Annotated in this window: 20 protein-coding genes and 4 pseudogenes; 11 read left to right on the forward strand and 13 right to left on the reverse strand. The window is 41.9% G+C overall.

Annotated features, from left to right (window positions below; translation table 11 throughout):
* The first annotated feature begins 87 nt into the window (after nucleotides 1-87).
* The 3 genes and pseudogenes from KUH03_RS37690 (at nucleotide 88) to KUH03_RS37700 (ending at nucleotide 2,762) form a co-directional block, all read left to right on the forward strand.
* Entirely contained in the window at nucleotides 88-285 is a 198-nt protein-coding gene (locus KUH03_RS37690; RefSeq protein WP_257089825.1) for a citrate/2-methylcitrate synthase, read from the forward strand.
* 64 nt (nucleotides 286-349) lie between these two features.
* Nucleotides 350-1,159 (forward strand): citrate/2-methylcitrate synthase, encoded by an 810-nt coding sequence (locus KUH03_RS37695; RefSeq protein WP_257089826.1) that lies wholly within the window; start codon nucleotides 350-352, stop codon nucleotides 1,157-1,159.
* A gap of 152 nt (nucleotides 1,160-1,311) precedes the next feature.
* Nucleotides 1,312-2,762, forward strand: a pseudogene (locus tag KUH03_RS37700) (bifunctional 2-methylcitrate dehydratase/aconitate hydratase).
* Between the two features lie 288 nt (nucleotides 2,763-3,050).
* Here KUH03_RS37700 and KUH03_RS37705 read toward each other — a convergent pair.
* The 4 genes and pseudogenes from KUH03_RS37705 to KUH03_RS37720 all read right to left on the reverse strand — a co-directional run bounded on the left by KUH03_RS37705 (nucleotide 3,051) and on the right by KUH03_RS37720 (nucleotide 6,300).
* On the reverse strand, nucleotides 3,051-3,683 hold the full coding sequence (locus tag KUH03_RS37705; protein ID WP_257089827.1) for a 3-hydroxyacyl-CoA dehydrogenase family protein: 633 nt from the start codon (nucleotides 3,681-3,683) through the stop codon (nucleotides 3,051-3,053).
* 76 nt (nucleotides 3,684-3,759) lie between these two features.
* A pseudogene (locus tag KUH03_RS37710) lies at nucleotides 3,760-3,849 on the reverse strand (3-hydroxyacyl-CoA dehydrogenase NAD-binding domain-containing protein); the annotation flags it as partial.
* A 56-nt stretch (nucleotides 3,850-3,905) separates the two neighbouring features.
* The gene (locus KUH03_RS37715) at nucleotides 3,906-5,090 is read right to left on the reverse strand and encodes a 3-hydroxyacyl-CoA dehydrogenase NAD-binding domain-containing protein (RefSeq protein ID WP_257089828.1); all 1,185 of its coding nucleotides are present in this window, start codon (nucleotides 5,088-5,090) and stop codon (nucleotides 3,906-3,908) included.
* Nucleotides 5,090-6,300 (reverse strand): annotated as a pseudogene (locus tag KUH03_RS37720) (acyl-CoA dehydrogenase family protein). Before KUH03_RS37720 ends, KUH03_RS37715 begins: the two are co-directional and overlap by 1 nt.
* 439 nt (nucleotides 6,301-6,739) lie before the next feature.
* On the opposite strand from KUH03_RS37720, the pseudogene KUH03_RS37725 reads away from it, so the two are divergent.
* Nucleotides 6,740-7,871: pseudogene (locus KUH03_RS37725) on the forward strand (thiolase family protein).
* Between the two features lie 80 nt (nucleotides 7,872-7,951).
* Here KUH03_RS37725 and KUH03_RS37730 read toward each other — a convergent pair.
* A complete protein-coding gene (locus tag KUH03_RS37730; RefSeq protein WP_046672939.1) occupies nucleotides 7,952-8,170 on the reverse strand; it encodes a hypothetical protein in 219 nt (72 codons plus the stop codon).
* 384 nt (nucleotides 8,171-8,554) lie between these two features.
* Here KUH03_RS37730 and KUH03_RS37735 point away from each other — a divergent pair, with 384 nt between their 5' ends.
* The 6 genes from KUH03_RS37735 to KUH03_RS37760 all read left to right on the forward strand — a co-directional run bounded on the left by KUH03_RS37735 (nucleotide 8,555) and on the right by KUH03_RS37760 (nucleotide 12,454).
* A complete protein-coding gene (locus tag KUH03_RS37735) occupies nucleotides 8,555-8,911 on the forward strand; it encodes a hypothetical protein (protein WP_257089830.1) in 357 nt (118 codons plus the stop codon).
* Nucleotides 8,912-8,931: 20 nt separating this feature from the next.
* Nucleotides 8,932-9,300 carry a hypothetical protein gene (locus tag KUH03_RS37740; RefSeq protein ID WP_257089831.1) on the forward strand — a complete coding sequence of 123 codons (369 nt, stop codon included), beginning with the start codon at nucleotides 8,932-8,934 and terminating at the stop codon, nucleotides 9,298-9,300.
* A gap of 21 nt (nucleotides 9,301-9,321) precedes the next feature.
* Nucleotides 9,322-9,756: a LytTR family DNA-binding domain-containing protein gene (locus tag KUH03_RS37745; protein ID WP_257097722.1), complete on the forward strand. Its 435-nt coding sequence runs from the start codon at nucleotides 9,322-9,324 to the stop codon at nucleotides 9,754-9,756.
* Between the two features lie 613 nt (nucleotides 9,757-10,369).
* Nucleotides 10,370-10,921: a cation:proton antiporter gene (locus KUH03_RS37750; protein WP_257089832.1), complete on the forward strand. Its 552-nt coding sequence runs from the start codon at nucleotides 10,370-10,372 to the stop codon at nucleotides 10,919-10,921.
* Entirely contained in the window at nucleotides 10,915-11,040 is a 126-nt protein-coding gene (locus tag KUH03_RS37755) for a hypothetical protein (RefSeq protein WP_257089833.1), read from the forward strand. Before KUH03_RS37750 ends, KUH03_RS37755 begins: the two co-directional genes overlap by 7 nt.
* A 58-nt stretch (nucleotides 11,041-11,098) precedes the next feature.
* Nucleotides 11,099-12,454: a cation:proton antiporter gene (locus KUH03_RS37760; protein ID WP_257089834.1), complete on the forward strand. Its 1,356-nt coding sequence runs from the start codon at nucleotides 11,099-11,101 to the stop codon at nucleotides 12,452-12,454.
* 171 nt (nucleotides 12,455-12,625) lie between these two features.
* Here the strand turns inward: KUH03_RS37760 and KUH03_RS47310 are convergent, their stop codons facing one another.
* From KUH03_RS47310 to KUH03_RS37770, 3 genes are all read right to left on the reverse strand, one after another.
* Nucleotides 12,626-12,982, reverse strand: a complete 357-nt coding sequence (locus KUH03_RS47310; RefSeq protein ID WP_306429870.1) for a C-terminal helicase domain-containing protein — start codon at nucleotides 12,980-12,982, stop codon at nucleotides 12,626-12,628.
* 45 nt (nucleotides 12,983-13,027) lie between these two features.
* Nucleotides 13,028-13,642, reverse strand: coding sequence for a DEAD/DEAH box helicase (locus KUH03_RS47315; RefSeq protein ID WP_306429291.1), 615 nt, complete (start codon nucleotides 13,640-13,642; stop codon nucleotides 13,028-13,030).
* Between the two features lie 195 nt (nucleotides 13,643-13,837).
* The gene (locus KUH03_RS37770; protein ID WP_077434921.1) at nucleotides 13,838-14,029 is read right to left on the reverse strand and encodes a cold-shock protein; all 192 of its coding nucleotides are present in this window, start codon (nucleotides 14,027-14,029) and stop codon (nucleotides 13,838-13,840) included.
* 404 nt (nucleotides 14,030-14,433) lie between these two features.
* Between KUH03_RS37770 and KUH03_RS37775 the strand changes: the two genes are divergently transcribed.
* Nucleotides 14,434-15,681, forward strand: coding sequence for a Gfo/Idh/MocA family protein (locus tag KUH03_RS37775; RefSeq protein WP_257089835.1), 1,248 nt, complete (start codon nucleotides 14,434-14,436; stop codon nucleotides 15,679-15,681).
* Nucleotides 15,682-15,899: 218 nt separating this feature from the next.
* Here KUH03_RS37775 and KUH03_RS37780 read toward each other — a convergent pair whose 3' ends face one another.
* The 5 genes from KUH03_RS37780 to KUH03_RS37800 are packed head-to-tail and all read right to left on the reverse strand — an operon-like array spanning nucleotide 15,900 to nucleotide 17,794.
* Nucleotides 15,900-16,331 carry an alpha/beta hydrolase gene (locus KUH03_RS37780; protein ID WP_257089836.1) on the reverse strand — a complete coding sequence of 144 codons (432 nt, stop codon included), beginning with the start codon at nucleotides 16,329-16,331 and terminating at the stop codon, nucleotides 15,900-15,902.
* Nucleotides 16,298-16,519 carry a hypothetical protein gene (locus KUH03_RS37785; RefSeq protein ID WP_257089837.1) on the reverse strand — a complete coding sequence of 74 codons (222 nt, stop codon included), beginning with the start codon at nucleotides 16,517-16,519 and terminating at the stop codon, nucleotides 16,298-16,300. The genes KUH03_RS37780 and KUH03_RS37785 overlap by 34 nt, the downstream gene beginning before the upstream one ends.
* 11 nt (nucleotides 16,520-16,530) lie before the next feature.
* Nucleotides 16,531-16,830 carry a GNAT family N-acetyltransferase gene (locus KUH03_RS37790; protein WP_120258127.1) on the reverse strand — a complete coding sequence of 100 codons (300 nt, stop codon included), beginning with the start codon at nucleotides 16,828-16,830 and terminating at the stop codon, nucleotides 16,531-16,533.
* 33 nt (nucleotides 16,831-16,863) lie between these two features.
* Nucleotides 16,864-17,640 carry a ring-cleaving dioxygenase gene (locus KUH03_RS37795; RefSeq protein WP_257089838.1) on the reverse strand — a complete coding sequence of 259 codons (777 nt, stop codon included), beginning with the start codon at nucleotides 17,638-17,640 and terminating at the stop codon, nucleotides 16,864-16,866.
* The gene (locus tag KUH03_RS37800) at nucleotides 17,612-17,794 is read right to left on the reverse strand and encodes a VOC family protein (RefSeq protein WP_257089839.1); all 183 of its coding nucleotides are present in this window, start codon (nucleotides 17,792-17,794) and stop codon (nucleotides 17,612-17,614) included. Before KUH03_RS37800 ends, KUH03_RS37795 begins: the two co-directional genes overlap by 29 nt.
* Nucleotides 17,795-18,407: the final 613 nt, after the last annotated feature.

The following is an 18,407-nucleotide window of genomic DNA, read 5'->3' on the forward strand; positions in this document are numbered from 1 at the left end:
ATATATTCCGATGAAAGAGACAAACGATACTGGTTTTAAACCCAAAAAAGCGTAGCACTTTCTGGTGTTCCTGCCGGAAATACAGCCTTGAGTACTGTTGGAAAAAGTGGTAATGACCTCCATTATCGAGGTTATGATATTTTGGATCTGGCGCATCAGGCCTCCTTTGAGGAAGTCGCCTATCTATTGATTTATGGCAGCCTACCTACACAGGCACAACTAACGTCCTATCAAAGCCAGTTGCTGAGCCAGCGGGGCTGCCCATCACGGTACAGCAGGTGCTGAAACAGTTGCCATCTACTGCCCATGCAATGGATGTCCTGCGTACTTATGTGTCCTTTTTGGAAGTGTGAATCCGGAAAAAGAAAATCATGCTTTGGCAGGTGCTAGAGATATCGCCAATCGCCTGATGGCCTCCATGGCCTCGGCTTTACTGTATTGGTATCATTTTAGTCAAAATGGACGCGAAATTCAGGTCGAAACCGATGACAGCACCCTGGGCGGGCATTTTCTGCATCTGTTACACGGCAAAGCACCTTCCGAATCCTGGATTCGGGCGATGCAGATTTCGCTTAATTTATACGCTGAGCATGAGTTTAATGCTTCCACATTCACCGCTAGGGTGATTGCGGGGACGGGATCTGATATGTATTCCTGCATCGCTGGTGCAATCGGTGCGTTACGCGGCCCCAAACATGGTGGCGCCAATGAAGTCGCTTTTGAGATCCAGAGCCGCTACGCAAATGCTGATGAGGCCGAAGCCGATATTCGAAAACGGTTGGAAAATAAAGAAGTGATTATCGGTTTCGGACATCCTGTCTATACTATCTCGGATCCAAGGAATCAGGTGATTAAACAGGTCGCCAAGGAATTATCCGAAGAGGCTGGTGATATGACGCTTTACCTGATTGCCGAACGTTTGGAAAAGGTGATGTGGGAAGAAAAACGGATGTTCCCCAACTTAGATTGGTATTCGGCTGTTTCTTATCACCTGATGGGGATTCCAACCGAAATGTTCACACCGCTGTTTGTGCTTTCGCGTATCACAGGCTGGTCTGCCCATGTCTTTGAACAACGTCAAGATGGAAAAATCATTCGGCCGAGCGCGAATTATATTGGTCCCGATGACCGACCTTTCGTGCCCATATCCGCGAGATAATACAATAAAACGTATAATGTGAAAAATAAAACGGAAAGAAGTCGTTTGCCTCTCGCATTGAAGGAACAGTACTGTGTTTTTTTGATGATTGCTGCAGATGCGTTCGGAAAAAATAAATTGAAAAGAACAACAGTCTTATAAGAAATAAAATAATGAGTTCAACGATATCAAATGAAAGACCACAGCCAGATCAGGTTCTGGTGGCTATTGTGGATTACGTGTTAAATTACAAAATCGAAAGTAAAGTTGCATGGAATACAGCTTTTTACTGTTTTCTGGATACCATCGGCTGTGGGTTGGAAGCGCTGACCTATCCGGCCTGTACCAAATTACTGGGGCCGGTTGTACCCGGTACGATTGTTCCCAATGGTGCAAAAGTACCCGGAACGAATTATCAACTGGATCCTATACAGGCCGCATTTAATATTGGTACCATCGTTCGCTGGTTGGATTTTAACGATACCTGGCTGGCTGCGGAGTGGGGGCATCCATCGGACAATCTTGGGGTATTCTGGCTACTGCGGACTGGCTGAGCAGAACACAGATTGCGAAAGGGGAGAAATCCCTAAAGGCAAAACAGGTGCTTGAAGCGATGATTATGGCACATGAGGTTCAAGGCGTGTTAGCGCTTGAAAATTCCTTTAATAAAGTGGGATTAGATCACGTAATTTTGGTAAAGGTTGCTTCTACAGCCGTTGTTGGTAAACTTTTGGGCCTTAGTCGGGACGAATTGCTGAATGCGGTTTCATTGGCCTTCGTCGACGGCCAGGCTTTGCGGACGTATCGCCATGCGCCTAATACAGGAAGCCGTAAATCTTGGGCCGCCGGAGATGCTACTTCGCGTGCAGTACGCCTTGCTTTAATTGCACAAACGGGTGAAATGGGGTATCCATCGGTGTTAACAGCACCGGTATGGGGCTTCTATGACGTTTCATTTAAAGGCAACCCATTTAAATTTCAGCGCGATTATGGATCTTATGTGATGGAGAATATTCTATTTAAGATTTCTTTCCCGGCGGAATTTCATGCACAGACCGCAGCCGAAGCAGCAATGCAATTGCACCAGCAGTTAAAAGAGTTTGGGAAAAGCAGTGATGATATTGAGCGTGTTACCATTCGTACACATGAGGCCGCAATCCGAATCATCGACAAGAAGGGACCGTTGCATAATCCGGCCGATCGGGATCACTGTATCCAATATATGGTTGCTGTACCCTTAATCTTTGGGCGTCTGACAGCGGAGGATTATGAAAACCATATTGCACTGGATCCACGTATTGATGCACTGCGGGACAAAATTTTCTGTGTTGAAGATCCACAGTTTACAATTGATTATCATGATCCACAAAAACGGGCGATCTCAAATGCCCTGACGGTGGTATTAAAGGATGGTACAGTATTGCCGGAGCTGGTGGTGGAATATCCGATTGGACATCCGAGACGCCGGCAGGAGGGGATTCCTAAATTGATCGAAAAGTATAAAACGAATCTTGCCCGTGTATTTTCTGAAAAACAGCAAAAACAATTGCTTGAGGTGACTTTGGATTACGATACCTTCATTGACCTGGATGTATCCGAACTGATGGATCTCCTGGCCCGCTAAATAAGAAAGTCATTGATCGGTAGCAGGCAAACTATCGATCAATGACTGTCTTAGAGATCTTATTTAATGGATGAGTTTTAGCTAAATACAAATCACTTATTTGATCTCCGACGTTCGCGCCAAAGTGCTTCCGCTCAATTTAGGATTTCTTTCCTGGTTATTCGAGAACGCTGTCAGATACACATTTGTTTCCTGGCTAACTTATAACTTTTTCAATTTAGGATTTCTTTCCTGGCCAATTTGAATCAAAACCTGTATAAAATTTAAAATTCCTGTCAGCACGTTCTATTAACGAACGAGGGACTTCCCATTGTTCACCCAGGTGTAGAAATGACTGACATTCCTGTACAAAGATAGGAAGGCCTGTAAGGTCGATATGTCCAAATACACCCCGGTATGTGCTGCATAGCCTACGCCGAGGATGGAGCCGATATCCCCATCAATGGGTTGTTCCAATACACCTTCTTCGAGACAGCGGTAGCTATCAAGGGCCATGACATGAAGGAGCCTCTTTTGTATTATTTCGGAGGAAGGGGATTCTCCTGATGTAGGTAGTGCGGGGTTCTGCCAGACTGTTTTCGTTCGGGAAGCTGTATCATAATCATAGAATCCATGGCCGGATTTTCTACCTTTTCTGCCATTTTTAATCATTTTGCTTAAATGGGCATACGCACGTCGCTGACTGTTATGCAATGCTGGAAACTGATCGTAGACATGCAGCATCAACTCTAATGAAATTTCGTCGAGTACCGCTAATGGACCAACAGCAAATCCGGCCTGTATTGCTTCGTCTTCAATCTGACTTGCCGGAATACCTTCCAGCAACATGGTGATGGCCTCCAGTAAGTAGTTGAAGAAAATACGGGATGTAAAGAACCCGGGGCCATCATGTACGACAATGGGAATTTTACCGAGGCGCAAAGCGGTTGCAATCGCTTTTGTAATGTTACCTGATCGGTTTGCGTGCCGCAGATAATTTCGACCAATGGCATGCGATCTACAGGGAGAAGAAATGCATGCCGATAAAACGTTCTGGCAGATCCATTGCAGCAGCCAAAGTTGTAATGGGCAATGACGTTGTATTGGATGCGAAAAAACCATTTTCGGCAAGATAGGGAAGGCTTTGTCGGGTTACTTCGGCTTTTAACCCAGGTCTTCAAATACCGCTTCAATAATAAGGTCAGCATCGACAAGATCAGCAACTTGGTCACTGGGTTGAATATTGGCTAAAAGCGTCTGTTGTTGTAAGCTACTTATCTGTCCCTGTGCAAGTAATTTATCACAAAGTTTGGCAGAATAAGCTTTTCCCTGCTCCGCCTGAGTCCTGTTCACATCTTTTAAAACAACGGAAATGCCTGCTCTGGCGGCTTCATAGGCGATGCCGGATCCCATCATACCTGCACCCAGAATTCCTATTTTTTTGATTGCATAGGTGCCAAGTGATTTGATGCGGTCAGGATGTTGTGCCTGTAGCATGCCTTCATACAATGTCCTAACCATGTGCAGCGGCTCGGGGGCACTTAATACCTTATGGTATAGCTTTGCCTCGGCCTCCACAGCTTCTGTTAAAGACAGCAATTGATTCGTTTTTAATAATTGTACAACAGCATTGGTGCCCGGTAACAATCCTCTTGTTTTCTTTAAAACAGCAGCGCAAGCTTCTTCAAATTCGGCGGAGACTGCTGTTGGGCCAGGGGTGGAAATACTGGTTTTTGAATTTTCAAGAATCCAGTTCTTTGCCAGCACTAGGCTCTGCTCGCGATCTGTTGTTACCTCATTCACTAAACCCAGTTCAAGAGCTTCTTTGTTTGAGGTGAGTTTCGCTTGGGTCAACAGGTTCAACGCCGCAGTAGAACCTACAAGTTGAGCTAAGGTAATGGTTGTCGCAAAGCCAGTAAATAGGCCGAATTTACTCTCTGGGAAGCCCAGTTTTACCTGTGGACCTGCAATACGGTAGTCTGACCATAGCATCGTTGCTAAACCGATGCCCGTGCAGTTGCTATCCAAGATCGATACAATAGGTTTGCCCAAGGTCTTCCATTGCAATGCCTTCCATGTGGTTTTCTGTATGATCTCGGGATCGAGTTGACCATTGGAAACCTGATCAAATAATCGGATGTAATCGGTCTGCTTGTTATTTAGCGGACAGGTATAGATCAATCCGCGGACTTCTTTTTCATTTAGTACACTAGCCACCAGGTCGACAAACTCTTGTATACGATCACGGACTGTTGACTCCTCGGTTGCTGCATCTGCCAATGGTTTTATGGTGACAATATGTTGATTGTCCTGTTCGATATGAAAAAATGGGTGTACCTGATAATTCATTATGCTGAACTGCTTTTAATATTGAAAATGTTTATGTTAGGGCTGGGTTTGTTTGATTGATAGTTGACCTTGTCAATCGTCATCTTGGCAATGATTTCCAGCATAATCTCGGATGTTCCGCCAATGATTGTCCCGACCCGTACATCCCGATATAGGCGGGCGATTTTGTAATCTTCGGTGAATCCATAGCCCCAAATAACTGAAGACATTGGCTCACGACCTGTACCGCAAGCTCGCTGGCTTGCAGTTTGGCTATGGAACAATCCTGAACAGCATATTCACCTTGATTTTGGAGATCGCAGCACTGATAGACAAAAGCCCTTGTCGTTGCGATATCGGCAGCCATCTGGGCAATGCGGTGACGAATCGTCTGAAACTCCTGGATCTTTTTGCCGAATGCCTCCCGCTGACCAATATATTCCAGGGTGTACTGTAATGCGGAATCCGCTGTAGCCAGACTATGTATGGCGGCAGTCAAACGCTCCAATTGCAATCCGGCCATTAAATAAAGAAAGCCATCACCTTCCTTTCCAATCAGATTGGAAACAGGGACTTTAACCTGATCGAAACCCAATTCAGCAGTATCCGAGGCATGCCAGCCTAATTTGTTGAGTTTATTTGCCGAAACACCTTCAGCATGTCTTTCTATCAGTAACAGGCTGATGCCTTTTGTTCCTTTTTCCGGATCGGTTTTAACAGCAGTAATAAAAAAGTCGCCGTAGTAGCCATTGGTGATAAATGTTTTGGAGCCATTGACAATATAGTGGTCGCCCGATCGGACGGCAGTTGTTTTGATCTGTTTGACATCAGACCCCGCCCCAGGTTCGGTAATAGCAACAGCACTCACCATATCACCGGCGATCACTGGTCTAAGGTAATGTTGCTTGAGTTCTTCAGATGCATATTTCAATAGATAAGGAGCTGACATGTATTGGGTGACCAGAGCAGATATCGTGAATCCTCCCGAAAAACAATAGGATAGTTCCTCGCACAAAATCATCGAATAGTAAAAATCCAGGTCCAGACCACCATATTCTTCCGGGTAGTTGAGTCCCATAAAACCCATGTCACCCATTTTCTTCCAAATGCTTCGATCTATTTCACCCTGTTGTTCCCATTGATCTACATGCGGGATAATTTCTTTGTGAATAAATGCCCGAATGGTTTCGCGAAAAATCTGATGTTCGGCTGTGAGTTTGCGTGCCTGCATAATTGTTTATTTTACTTTTGGTTATTGGTTTCAGTTACATGATTGCGGACTGAAAACGATTTGTCTCTTGCTTTATCTTGGCATAACATCGCTCTTGTTAAAAAGAGCGGAATGTCTAACCGAATTTAGCGAAAAGCGTTGGCTTTTCTGCAAATATTTATTGTTTATTTTTTGTCAAATAGATTATGTAGGGAACTTTTTGCTCTGTTTTTTTCTATTTATTTTGTTTTGGCCTAAAAAATAAAATAAGAGGGTTCGCTTGTTTGTGTTATATTTTTATCTTTAGGAAAGGAATGATACCAGTTTTGGCTGATGAATCCTCAGTTGAATCGGGTCGCAAGTCTATTGAATTCAAGAAAAAACAATTATAAACAGAATAACATGTCAAAAAGTGTATTTATCGTTGCGGCAAAGCGTACGCCAATAGGAAGTTTTGGAGGTGGATTATCATCGGTTGCGGCGACAGCGCTGGGGCTCATGCTGTCCGTGCTGTATTGATGAGACTGGGATTGCTGCAGACCAAGTCGATGAAATTCTGATCGGTAGCGTTCTGCAGGCTGATTTGGGGCAAGCTCCCGCCCGTCAGGTTGCACGGCTTGCCGGCTTACCTGATCAGGTAACAGCGACTACAGTAAATAAAGTCTGTGCCAGTGGAATGAAAGCCATTGCTTTTGCCGCGCAATCTATTTTGTTGGGGATGCCGATGTGGTCATTGCCGGAGGTATGGAAAATATGAGTAAAGTCCCTTATTATGCGAATACAATGCGCTGGGGTGCCAAGTTCGGAGGCCAGAGTTTCGTTGATGGTTTGCAACGGGACGGTTTAAGTGATGCCTATTCAAATGAACCAATGGGCAGTTTTGCTGAATTATGTGCTGAGAAATATGGTATCGGCCGGGCCGAACAGGATGAGTATGCGATTAATTCCTATAAGCGGAGCCTGGAGGCTTGGCAGAAGAATAAATTTATCAAGGAGGTCAGTCCTGTCGCTATCCAAGGACGCAAGGGTGAGCAGATAATCTCCAGGGATGAGGAGTTTTCACAGGTCAATTTTGATAAGATCCCCGAATTAAAACCTGCATTTAAGAAAGATGGAACAGTAACTGCCGCGAATGCATCCACATTAAGCGATGGGGCGGCTGCGGTATTATTAATGAGTGCTGAGAAAGTGAAAGAACTGGGATTGCAACCATTGGCTGAAATCATAGCCTATGCTGATGCAGAACAAGCGCCAGAATGGTTTACGACAAGTCCCGCTATAGTAACGGAAAAGGTTTTGAAAAAGGCTGGACTAACGAAAGATGATATTGATTATTTTGAATTTAATGAAGCTTTCTCTGTTGTTGCACTTGCAAACGCTAAAATTCTGGATATTCCAATGCGTAAGGTGAATATCTATGGCGGGGCAGTTTCCTGGGTCATCCATTGGGTTGTTCCGGAGCGAGAATAGTCGTTACCTTAACGAGCATTTTACAACAGGAAGGCGGGACAATCGGACTTGCTGCAATTTGCAACGGTGGTGGTGGTGCTTCGGGAATGATTATAAAAAACTATAATGCTTTGTCCAGATAAGTATTTATTTTAAAGTAAGTACTTATCTGGACAAAGTCTATTCTTTGGTTGATGACAATGTGCCAGAACATTGATTGAGGTTATTCCTCATAAAGGCGACTTGCCTCAACGCCATGAAGTGCAAGTTCAGACTCGATCTCTGTCGGATTGAGTCGGATGCCTTCAATGGTTAACAGGTTGTAAATAGAATCCAGATCTATTTTCCATTCATGGATACCATTTAATTTTTCAACAGCTTGTTTGATCTTGTCTACAAGACTGGGATGTTGTGCATTAGTTTCGAAAATGAGCTTTTCCATCGTGTTTCATATTAGGCCCGATTAGAACAAATCAGGCAGGTTTAACCAAAATAGCGTAGACAATCATTTGATCGGCTAATTACAATACTCTCAATATAAGAAGAATAATCTGAAATTAATAGTTTGAAGTGACTAAATTGTAATGAAACTGTTAATTTTTGTAATCAATACCTGCAAATTTTATAGTTAATAAATAGCATTTTTTGCCCTGTGTTTTGAGCGGTATTGTCGTCGGAAAGGTGGGTTTAACCAAGTTTTGTATTATAAGGGAATCTTCTTAACGGATTTAAGTAGAACTTGCGTGAAAGAAGCCAGCAGTTAAATAGCAGGAAGATCATTTAGATCCTGTTTCATTTTTCGTTACTAATAAAATTTTAATTAAGTTTGAGTGGAATCATGACTACTGAACTTTCCAATATAATGATCATATTGCTGCTTGTAGCAGTCGTTGTCCTGTTGATTTTGTATATATTATTAATACAGAAATACAAAAAGCTCAGGGTGGAAGAGCGACGGCATCAGGAACTTTTTAAACGAATGGATAATGAGCAGATGGATCATGTGCATCGCAATCGATTAAACCCACATTTGCTGAAAAATTCGCTCAATGGTATCCTTTCCCATGCTTATCAAACCTACTATACAATGGATAAGCTGGCTATGGTATTGGATTATGTATTATATGAAAGTGAAGAGGAACTGGTCTCCCAAAAGCAGAGATCGAGTTTGCCCGTAATTTAATTGAAGTCAATAAGGTTAAGTTGAGCCCCTTGTTTGATATGCGGGTTAAATTTGATATTGATGAATTGAATGAATCATTATTGGAACGTCCTTCACTGGTACCATTGATGACTGTAGACCTCATCGAAAATGCGTTTAAGCATGCTGATTTTCACCATCCCGACTCCTTTATTTCGATTGTACTTAGCTTTCGCAATGGTCTGCTGGAATTGACTGTCAGCAATAAAATATCGAAGCGCTCACCCTTGTATAAAACCAAAGGTGGAATAGGCAGTAAGACGTTGGAGGAACGGCTGATGCTCTATTATCCAGATAGGCATGAATTAAAACGTTTTGTAGAAAATGATGTCTATAACGCCTACCTTCAGATCCGATTGTATGAGAATTGAAAAAACCTGAAATGCATTTTACTGGATGATGAACTGCCGAGTTTGCGGTTTTTGAAGATGCTCTGTGAACAAATTCCCGGTCTGGAGGTGGTTAAAGCATTTAATGATCCTGCCGTTTTACTTAAGGAGTATAAAAGTCTAAACTTTGATTTCTGTATTTTGGATATTGAAATGCCTCAGTTTAATGGCTTTGATGTTGCTAAGGAACTGGGAGACTATCCCATTGTTTTCTCCACTGCCTATAAACAGTATGCCAGCGATGCTTTTGATATCAATGCGGTGGATTACATGCGTAAGCCAATATCGCTGTCACGTCTACAGCAAGCGGTATTGAAAGTAGAGCAGGTCATCAATAGCCGATCAACTGAGTCTTCTCCTTTTGCTCAATTCAATACCAATAGGGGAAGGCAATCCTTTACTTCAGTCAGATCAGCTATGTCCAGATTGCGGAAGTAGATAGTCGCGACAAGACCGTATTCCTTGGGGATGGATCCACTATTTTATTGAAAAATATCAGCTTCGATAGGTTACTCTCGCTGTTGCCGGAACAGGATTTTATCCGTATCAACAAAAGGAAATTATCGCCCTGAAAATTGTGAAATTCTTTTCAGCTGATGTGATCACCAGCAGTCTGGTCGATGAGCAGGATGCAGCTATTCTTTTTAGCTTAGGAGATTCTTATAAAAAATCATTCCTCGAAAAATTCGCTTGATTACAAAATTCGCGGGGTTCATTACATATTTTCCTGTTCTTCCTTCCCGGTAAGGTTTAAAACTCCTGTAGAATTCTATTTTTGTTGTAGTTCTCTTCCCAAAATTGATGCATTGACGACTTTGGGATAGACTTTTACATGCTGTTATCACCTGATATTATTTAAAGCGAAAAAGATGAAGAAATACAAGAATACGATTTTTTATGTGACGTTAATTGGTACGCTGCTCGTGGTGATGTACTGGGTGATCCATTTGGGAGCACAATTGCAAAGCCAGGAGATGCTCCATGGTGAAAAGATAAGTCAGGGGCCTGGCAGGATTTTAAATCGACTTTATTACATAGTCTTCAGCATCCATTGGCAATATTGCTCGCACAGATTGTGACGATCATTATTGCTGCCCGGATAATGGGCTGGATATGCATCAAGATTAAACAACCTGTTGTGATCGGTGAAATGCTTGCCGGTATTATATTGGGGCCTTCCTTATTGGGGCTTTATTTCCCTGAATTCTCCCATACACTATTTCCCGTTGAATCCCTGAGCAACCTACAGTTTCTGAGCCAGATCGGCTTAATCCTGTTTATGTTTATTATCGGAATGGAACTTGATCTCAATGTGCTGCGAAATAAAGCACATGATGCTGTGGTGATTTCACATGCGAGTATCGTTATACCGTTTACATTGGGAATTTCCTTAGCTTACTTTTTATACCTGTACCATCCACCGGCGAATGTGGAGTTTTTGTCCTATAGCTTGTTTATCGGTATTTCGATGAGCATTACTGCTTTTCCGGTCCTGGCAAGGATCGTACAGGAGCGCGGACTACAAAAAGTAAACTTGGGTCGATGGCCATTACCTGCGCCGCTGCCGATGATATTACTGCCTGGTGTATTTTGGCTGTGGTGATTGCGATCGTGAAGGCCGGCGATTTTGCAAGTGCTTTATATACGATCGCGCTTGCTATTGCTTATGTGCTGCTGATGATCAAAATTGTACGTCCCTTTTTGATGCGCGTAGGGAGGTGAAGGGGACGCGTGAGGGACTGAATAAACCTGTTGTTGCGATATTTTTATTGTCCTTTTATTGTCTGCTTACGCAACCGAAGTAATCGGTATACATGCGCTGTTTGGTGCTTTTATGGCCGGAGCGATTATGCCCGAAAGCAGCCGTTTCCGTACAGCATTTATCGAAAAAATCGAAGATGTATCCACCTTATTGTTATTACCGTTATTTTTCGTGTATACAGGATTGCGTACACAGATCGGTCTATTGAATGATCCACAACTATGGATGATCACCATCGTGATTATTTTGGTCGCCGTAATTGGAAAGTTTGCCGGTAGTGCATTGGCCGCCCGCTTTGTCGGACAGAGCTGGAAGGATAGTTTGAGCATAGGTGCATTGATGAATACCAGAGGACTGATGGAACTGATTGTATTGAATATCGGTTACGATCTTGGTGTATTAAGTGCTGAGTTATTCTCTATGATGGTTGTGATGGCATTGATCACGACCTTTATGACCGGTCCTTCGTTGGATTTGATTAATTATCTATACCGACCCAAGAAACGCTCGTTACAGGAAGAAATCCAGAATAAATCGAAATTTAAAATTCTCCTGTCATTTGCCAAAAGCAATACTGGGATTTCATTGCTTCATCTCGCAGATGCGCTTACATTAAAATCAAAAAATACGGCGGAAATTACAGCATTGCATATCGAACCGTCCAATGAGCTCCATCATTATGAAGTAGAAACGCAGGAGCAGGATAGTTTTCGGGAAATAAAGCAAGTTGCACAGGATTTGGAACAACCTATTCAGACGATTTTCAAAATTTCCAGTGACATTGACAGTGAAATTGTGCAGACCTCAAATGAGCAAAGTCAGGATCTGCTCTTGTTGGGTGTCAGTGAATCCATCTATGAAGGTAGTCTTTTGGGACGCTTTTTGGATTTCACCTCGCGCATTATTAATCCGGAGAAATTGTTTCATACGGTCACAAACGCCGAATCACCGTTTGCTACCTTTGACCGAAATCAACAGATCAATGCCAAAGTCAATGCGATGGTGGGAATTTTGATTGACAAAAACTTTGTCAAAGCACGTCGTGTTATTGTTCCGATCCTATTGAAAAACGATGAATTCCTATGCGCACTTGTACAGCGATTAATTCACCATTCGGATGCGCAGGTGATGGTATGGGATTTTGATCAGATCCTACGTACCCATGAAAGCTTTCGGGAGAAATTAAGACAGTTGGAGCAACTTGTGCCCAATCATTTGACGATCTTGGAGGAGAAGAATCTTGATGTTGACTTGTGGACGCAACAAGATCTGATGCTTATTAGTTTGCCTTGCTGGCATAAAATTGTCAATAAAAAGATGGACTGGCTCCATCTTACACCATCCACTTTGCTGCTTGCAGACCGAAAAAAATAAAGATTATATACAAAACGCGCCGCAACTAAATAGTTGCGGCGCGTTTTGTATATAATAAAGCTGGAAGTTATTTCCCGACCTTATTCACTTTGATTTTTAATCCGATCAATTTTTCAATATCACTTAAATAAGGTCTTTCTTCGACATCACAGAAAGAGATGGCATTACCTTCTAACCCGCTCTACCTGTCCGACCGATGCGGTGTACGTAGGTTTCCGGTACATTCGGTAGGTCGTAATTGATGACCATAGGTAACTGTTCAATATCTATTCCGCGTGCGGCAATATCAGTAGCGATCAGAATTTTCAGCCGATTTTCTTTAAATTCACCCAATGCTTTTTGTCGTGCATTTTGTGATTTATTACCGTGAATTGCAGCAGCACGAAGGCCATTCTTTGCCAATAATTTGACAATTTTATCCGCCCCATGTTTTGTACGGGAAAATACAATCGTACGGTCTTGCTTAAATTGCTTAAGCAGGTTTGTGAGTAGTTTTATTTTCTCTTTTTCTCTATAAAATAAACCGATTGATTTACTTTTTCAGCAGTTGAACTCACTGGAGTTACGTCTACTTCAACAGGTTTGTGGAGTATACCATGCGCAAATTTGCGAATATTGGGCGGCATCGTTGCTGAGAAAACAGGGTCTGTCTTTTCTCCGGTACTTTTGCCAAGATCTTTTGATATCGTGGATAAAACCCATGTCGAGCATATTGTCAGCCTCATCAAGGATCAAGACTTCAATTTTATCCAGAAAAACCAACTTCTGATTCATCAGATCCAATAGACGACCTGGTGTAGCAACTAAAATATCCACACCTTTTTTTATTTCTTTGACCTGTCTGTCTTGATTGACGCCGCCAAAAATGGTGCAATAATTTAGTTTAAGATGTTTGCGATATAAATTGATATTCTCACCGATCTGTATGGCAAGTTCACGTGTTGGTGTGAGGATTAAAGCGCGGATAGGCATTGTTTTACCATGTGCATTGTGCTCAGACAAACGCTGTAGTAAAGGTAAAGCAAAGGCTGCCGTCTTTCCGGTACCCGTTTGTGCACATCCGATAAGATCCTGACCGCTTAATATAACGGGGATCGCTTTTTGTTGGATTGCAGTAGGGGTTGTATATCCTGTTTCTGAGATTGCTTTGAGAAGAGGAGAAATTAAATTGAGTTGTTTGAATTCCATTAAAATATAACTAGGAAAATAAGCTTAAACTAAAACCCTTTATGTTGTCTCAATCCTATTCAATGATTGATTAGGGGCATTGTTGTGTCGCCTGAATATGAATAAGTGTATTGAAAATAACAAGGGAAGAATACGAAAAAGAAATGGGATAAATCATTATGAATTACCCCATTAACAAGAAAGTGTATTTTTGGATTACGCCAATTTTACGTTTGTAGCGTTGATTCCTTTTGGAGTTCTTTCTACATCATAAGTTACAACGTCGCCTTCAGATACTTGGTTCTTAAGAGCAGAAACGTGTACGAAAACGTCTGCGCTACCATCCTCTGGTGTAATAAAACCAAAACCTTTAGTTTCATTGAAAAATTTAATTTTACCTGTATTCATTATTTTTAATTAAGTCCTGCAAGGTAGGGATAATAAATGATTAATCTTTTATTTTTCGTTGAAATAACAAAGTTTTTTTCCTTCTTAACATTTAATTAATGATAATCAACCTTCAAAGGGTGTAGGACCTGTTTTTCTATTGCCTTGAAAGTCAGTTAGTGAACTGCCTTTAATAGGGTTCTGTAACAGATGCATCTGGATGCATATCGCCAAGAGCCAATAAAAAACATGAACGGGTGGAAACAAACTTATTCTGTCATCTTTCACCTGGAGATTTTCTACTAGGGCGGTTATCTTTATTAGTTTTAATGTCGATATATATTTTACAATGATTTTGGTAAGGGCTTAAATTGAATTTTGTATTTTCATCGAGAACTTAAACCAAGAGCATATAAACCAACATAATGATGAATAGAAAAGACTTTATCCGGACTTCCAGTATTTTAGCCGCAGCATCGTTCATAGGCAAAAGCCAGGCATCCAGTTTATTTACACAGCCAATTCGAGTAGGTGTAATCGGGGTCAATGGGATGGGCTGGTCTGACCTGAATGCTTTGTTAAAGCAACAAGGGGTAATCTGTACCGCACTTTGTGATGTCGACGAGAATATATTGAACAAAAGGGTGAAAGAACTTCAGGAAAGAAATATCAAGGTGGCCAGCTATGTTGACTATAAAAAGATGTTGAGCAGTTCGGATGTGGATGCCTTGATTATCGGAACGCCTGATCATTGGCATTGTCTACAGATGATCGATGCCGTGAAGGCAGGTAAGCACGTTTATATCGAAAAACCTATCGGGAATTCTATTCAGGAATGTCAGCTGATGCTGGCGGCAGCAAAGAAAAGTAATGCTGTTGTTCAGGTAGGGCAATGGCAGCGGAGCCAACAGCATTTTAAAGATGCCATTGATTTTGTACATTCGGGTAAGCTCGGGAAAATACGTTTGGTCAAGGCTTGGTCGTACCTGGGCTGGAAAAATAGTATTCCTATTCAACCTGACGAACCTATTCCTGCGGGGGTCCATTACATGGACTGGTTGGGGCCGGCCACAAAAAGACCTTTTAATATCAATCATTTTCATTTTAATTTCAGGTGGTTTTGGGATTATGCAGGCGGTCTGATGACAGATTGGGGCGTACATATGCTCGATTATGCTCTGCTGGGCATGAAAGTCTCCGATCCGAAATCCATTATGGCTTCGGGTGGAAAATTTGCCTTCCCGGATGATGCTGGGGAAACACCGGATACCATGACTGCAGTTTACGAGTTTGACAACTTCAATATCCAGTGGGAACATGCCAAAGGAATAGATTTAGGACCTTACAGCCGTAACCATGGTGTTGCCTTTATTGGAAATAATGGAACCTTAGTCTTAAACCGTAACGGTTGGGAAGTCATACCCGAGAAGGGAAGGATGGAGGCCGTTGCATTGCGACCATCCGTTGACAATGGACTGGAGAAACATATGGCAAACTTCGTAGATGCTATTCGACAAAAAAATCCACAGCTGCTGCATGCCCCGCTTGAAGCCGGTGCGCATATTGCTATTTTTTTTTCGCAGATGGGGAATATTGCCTATAGAACTGGGCAGAAGCTCTACTGGGATAAAGAAAACAACGTTTTAATGACGAAAAGGCAAATAAATACTTAGCATCAGTATATCATAATGGGTATAAGTACCCCAAGGTTTGATAGCGGCTGGCAAGACCTGCTATCGAGGCCGCAACCAATCGGGAGCTGATGACTTCAAAAAAATATGCTGACTTTGAACCGTTAAAATTAACGCAGCTCAAAGTCAGCATATACATAGCTTTTCCGTCAAAGGGCTGACTGATGGCCTACTGTTGCTTGTGCAGCTTTTGCGGACGCCTAACGAAAGACAAACTGGTTGGCAATCGTAATCTCTTCCTGATTAATTGAATGACCGAAATTTGGATAAACAGCTAGTTTAACATCCGCATTTTGTGCTTTCAACATTTTCACCGTCGCATTGACGCGTTCCAGTGGAACATGAAAATCGGGATCACTTGTACCGATAAATATCGGTGTTTGCCTAAAATCTCCGCTATACTTGCTTAAATCTATCTCTTCGCCAATAAGTCCGCCAATAATGGCAACAGCGCCTCCATAACGTTTGGCATGTTGTGCCAGAAATTCAAGTGTCAGGCAAGCTCCTTGAGAGAATCCGAAGAAATAGATGTTTTCAGTCTTGATCCCCTTATCCAAAGCAAGTTGTACCGTATTTTCAATGACTTGAATTGCCGAACTTAACCAAGGTTCATTACTTTGCTCAGGCGCCATAAATGAATGTGGATACCAGGTGTAATTGTCGGCTTGCGGTGCAAGTAGTGCGTAATCCCCACATTCAGATAAGCAGACGTGCTCAAGATATCCGTTGCATTCCCGCCGCGGCCATGAATCATAATCAGTGCCTTTTCTGTATTTTCTAAACTGTGTCCAGCTGTTTTAATATTACTTGAGTGACTCATTATAGTTTTTCCTATACTGTTTTCTTAAACCATACATCGTCATATATGTCGGGATGACGATGGAATTGCGCATTTACATATGGACATAGTGGGACAATCTTCATGGTATTTTCCCGAGCATAGGAGACCAGTTTTTCCAACAGTATTTTTGCGAATCCTCTGCCTTCAAAGGCTTCGTCGACCTCTGTGTGGTAAACAACCAGTTTGCCATCGATAATGGCTATGCTCATTAAGCCAGCTTTTGTTTCATCGGAGAACAATTGAAGTTCGCCACGCTGATTCTTATCCAGTACAATTTCTGTTCTTTCCATAGTTTTACTGTATTAATATTACTTACTTTGATCCTAATCTATTTTTGGTAATGACGCTTCGATTTCTGACCGGTGGTTCTCGTATTGTTTTGGCAACTTGAGGTCTGTCCCCAAGCTTTCCAAAGGTTCGTCGATGGTAAATCCGGGATTGTCTGTTGCGATCTCAAACAAAACACCGCCCGGCTCACGGAAGTAAAGGGAGAAGAAGTAGTCCCGATTAATCTTCGGTGTAATATCCAAGCCTGCCGAAAGTACTTTTTCGCGGTAGTCCATCAGGATATTATCATCTTTTACACGAAAGGCAACATGATGATTAGTGCCAGCGGCATTGCGACCGAAGGATAAATTGGGGTCTGCAAGAATGTCTACAATATTTGCGGTCCCGATACTGTCCGTAGACAATCTATAACGTCCGTTTTCTTGTCCTTGTACAGTGTAGCCCAAGATATCTGTCAAAACCCGTAATGTGGGGTCAGCTTCCTTCAGAGAAAGTGTAATATTATGAAAACCCTTTAATGCGTTTTCGTCCTTTATTTCCGCTGTAGTCCATACACTTCTATTATCCTTGGTCGAAGGCTCAATAAATTGGATTTGTAATCCGTCAGGATCTGTGAATGAAATCAATTTCTCACCAAAAATTTCGTCTTCCTGAAAAGCCACCTGATGTTCTTTTAACCTATTTTTCCAGAAGTCCAGGCTTCCTTCAGGAACAGCGTAACCGATATGGGTAGCCATACCAGCGCCCTGTCTACCTTTACCAATACCTTCCCAAGGAAAAAGGTCAGTATAGTGCCCGGATCTCCTGCTCATTACCGAAGTAAAAATGATAGGTACCTGGGTCGTCAAAATTGACGGTTTTCTTTACCAAGCGAAGCCCTAGTACACCGGTGTAAAAATCGAGATTCCGTTTTGCGTTATCAGCTATCGCTGTAATATGATGCAGTCCTAATATGTTATTGTCCATGGTTGTTGTTTTTATTTTCTTAACTGATGTAAAATTACGGCAGCTGAGAAAAAAATCATTGAACTAGATTAATAAAAACAGGAAATGAACTTTTTGTTTTAGTTTGTTGGTAACTTTTAAAAAGGGGCGGTCTTTAAACAAAACCTTCATGCTCTTTATAAGCACCAACAGCCATGAAAATCAACTGAAGGTTCTTTCTGATCAATAGAAAACAGACAATTCAAAAAAAAACACCTGAAGTTGGGGACTTCAGGTGTTTCTAACCTAACCAATTATTAACCTAAATTTATGAAATGTATATTTCTGAATATTATACTATCGGAATATTTTCAATTATCATGCCATCTTTTTATTTTTAACCGTTCATAAAGGTTGCTGTTTAAAACAAAATACTGCGGCTAAATGTTGTTTACCTATTATCTCCTAAAAGAGAGGAGCGTGAGTGATAAGTTCTTTTTGCACTAAATAACGGTTTGAAAACAATGAAAAAAATATAAATTTTACTATACTGGCGGCTCTAATATGTCTCTTATTTACCGGATGCCAACAAAAAAGCCAGCATAATAAGCCCGGAGAAAAGGATCAGACCCAGCTTGAGGTCAATAAAGAGAAT

The sequence above is a fragment of the Sphingobacterium sp. E70 genome, from assembly GCF_019285695.1.
GTDB classification, from domain to species: domain Bacteria; phylum Bacteroidota; class Bacteroidia; order Sphingobacteriales; family Sphingobacteriaceae; genus Sphingobacterium; species Sphingobacterium detergens.

Bases quoted from the DNA above. Each gene is read 5' to 3' on its own strand.
- KUH03_RS37715 (WP_257089828.1), bottom strand. From the start codon at position 5,090: ATGAATTATCAGGTACACCCATTTTTTCATATCGAACAGGACAATCAA.
- KUH03_RS37730 (WP_046672939.1), bottom strand. From the start codon at position 8,170: ATGGAAAAGCTCATTTTCGAAACTAATGCACAACATCCCAGTCTTGTA.
- KUH03_RS47315 (WP_306429291.1), bottom strand. From the start codon at position 13,642: ATGGAATTCAAACAACTCAATTTAATTTCTCCTCTTCTCAAAGCAATC.
- KUH03_RS37770 (WP_077434921.1), bottom strand. From the start codon at position 14,029: ATGAATACAGGTAAAATTAAATTTTTCAATGAAACTAAAGGTTTTGGT.
- KUH03_RS37775 (WP_257089835.1), top strand. From the start codon at position 14,434: ATGATGAATAGAAAAGACTTTATCCGGACTTCCAGTATTTTAGCCGCA.
- KUH03_RS37780 (WP_257089836.1), bottom strand. From the start codon at position 16,331: ATGGCGCCTGAGCAAAGTAATGAACCTTGGTTAAGTTCGGCAATTCAA.
- KUH03_RS37785 (WP_257089837.1), bottom strand. From the start codon at position 16,519: ATGAGTCACTCAAGTAATATTAAAACAGCTGGACACAGTTTAGAAAAT.
- KUH03_RS37790 (WP_120258127.1), bottom strand. From the start codon at position 16,830: ATGGAAAGAACAGAAATTGTACTGGATAAGAATCAGCGTGGCGAACTT.
- KUH03_RS37795 (WP_257089838.1), bottom strand. From the start codon at position 17,640: ATGAGCAGGAGATCCGGGCACTATACTGACCTTTTTCCTTGGGAAGGT.
- KUH03_RS37800 (WP_257089839.1), bottom strand. From the start codon at position 17,794: ATGGACAATAACATATTAGGACTGCATCATATTACAGCGATAGCTGAT.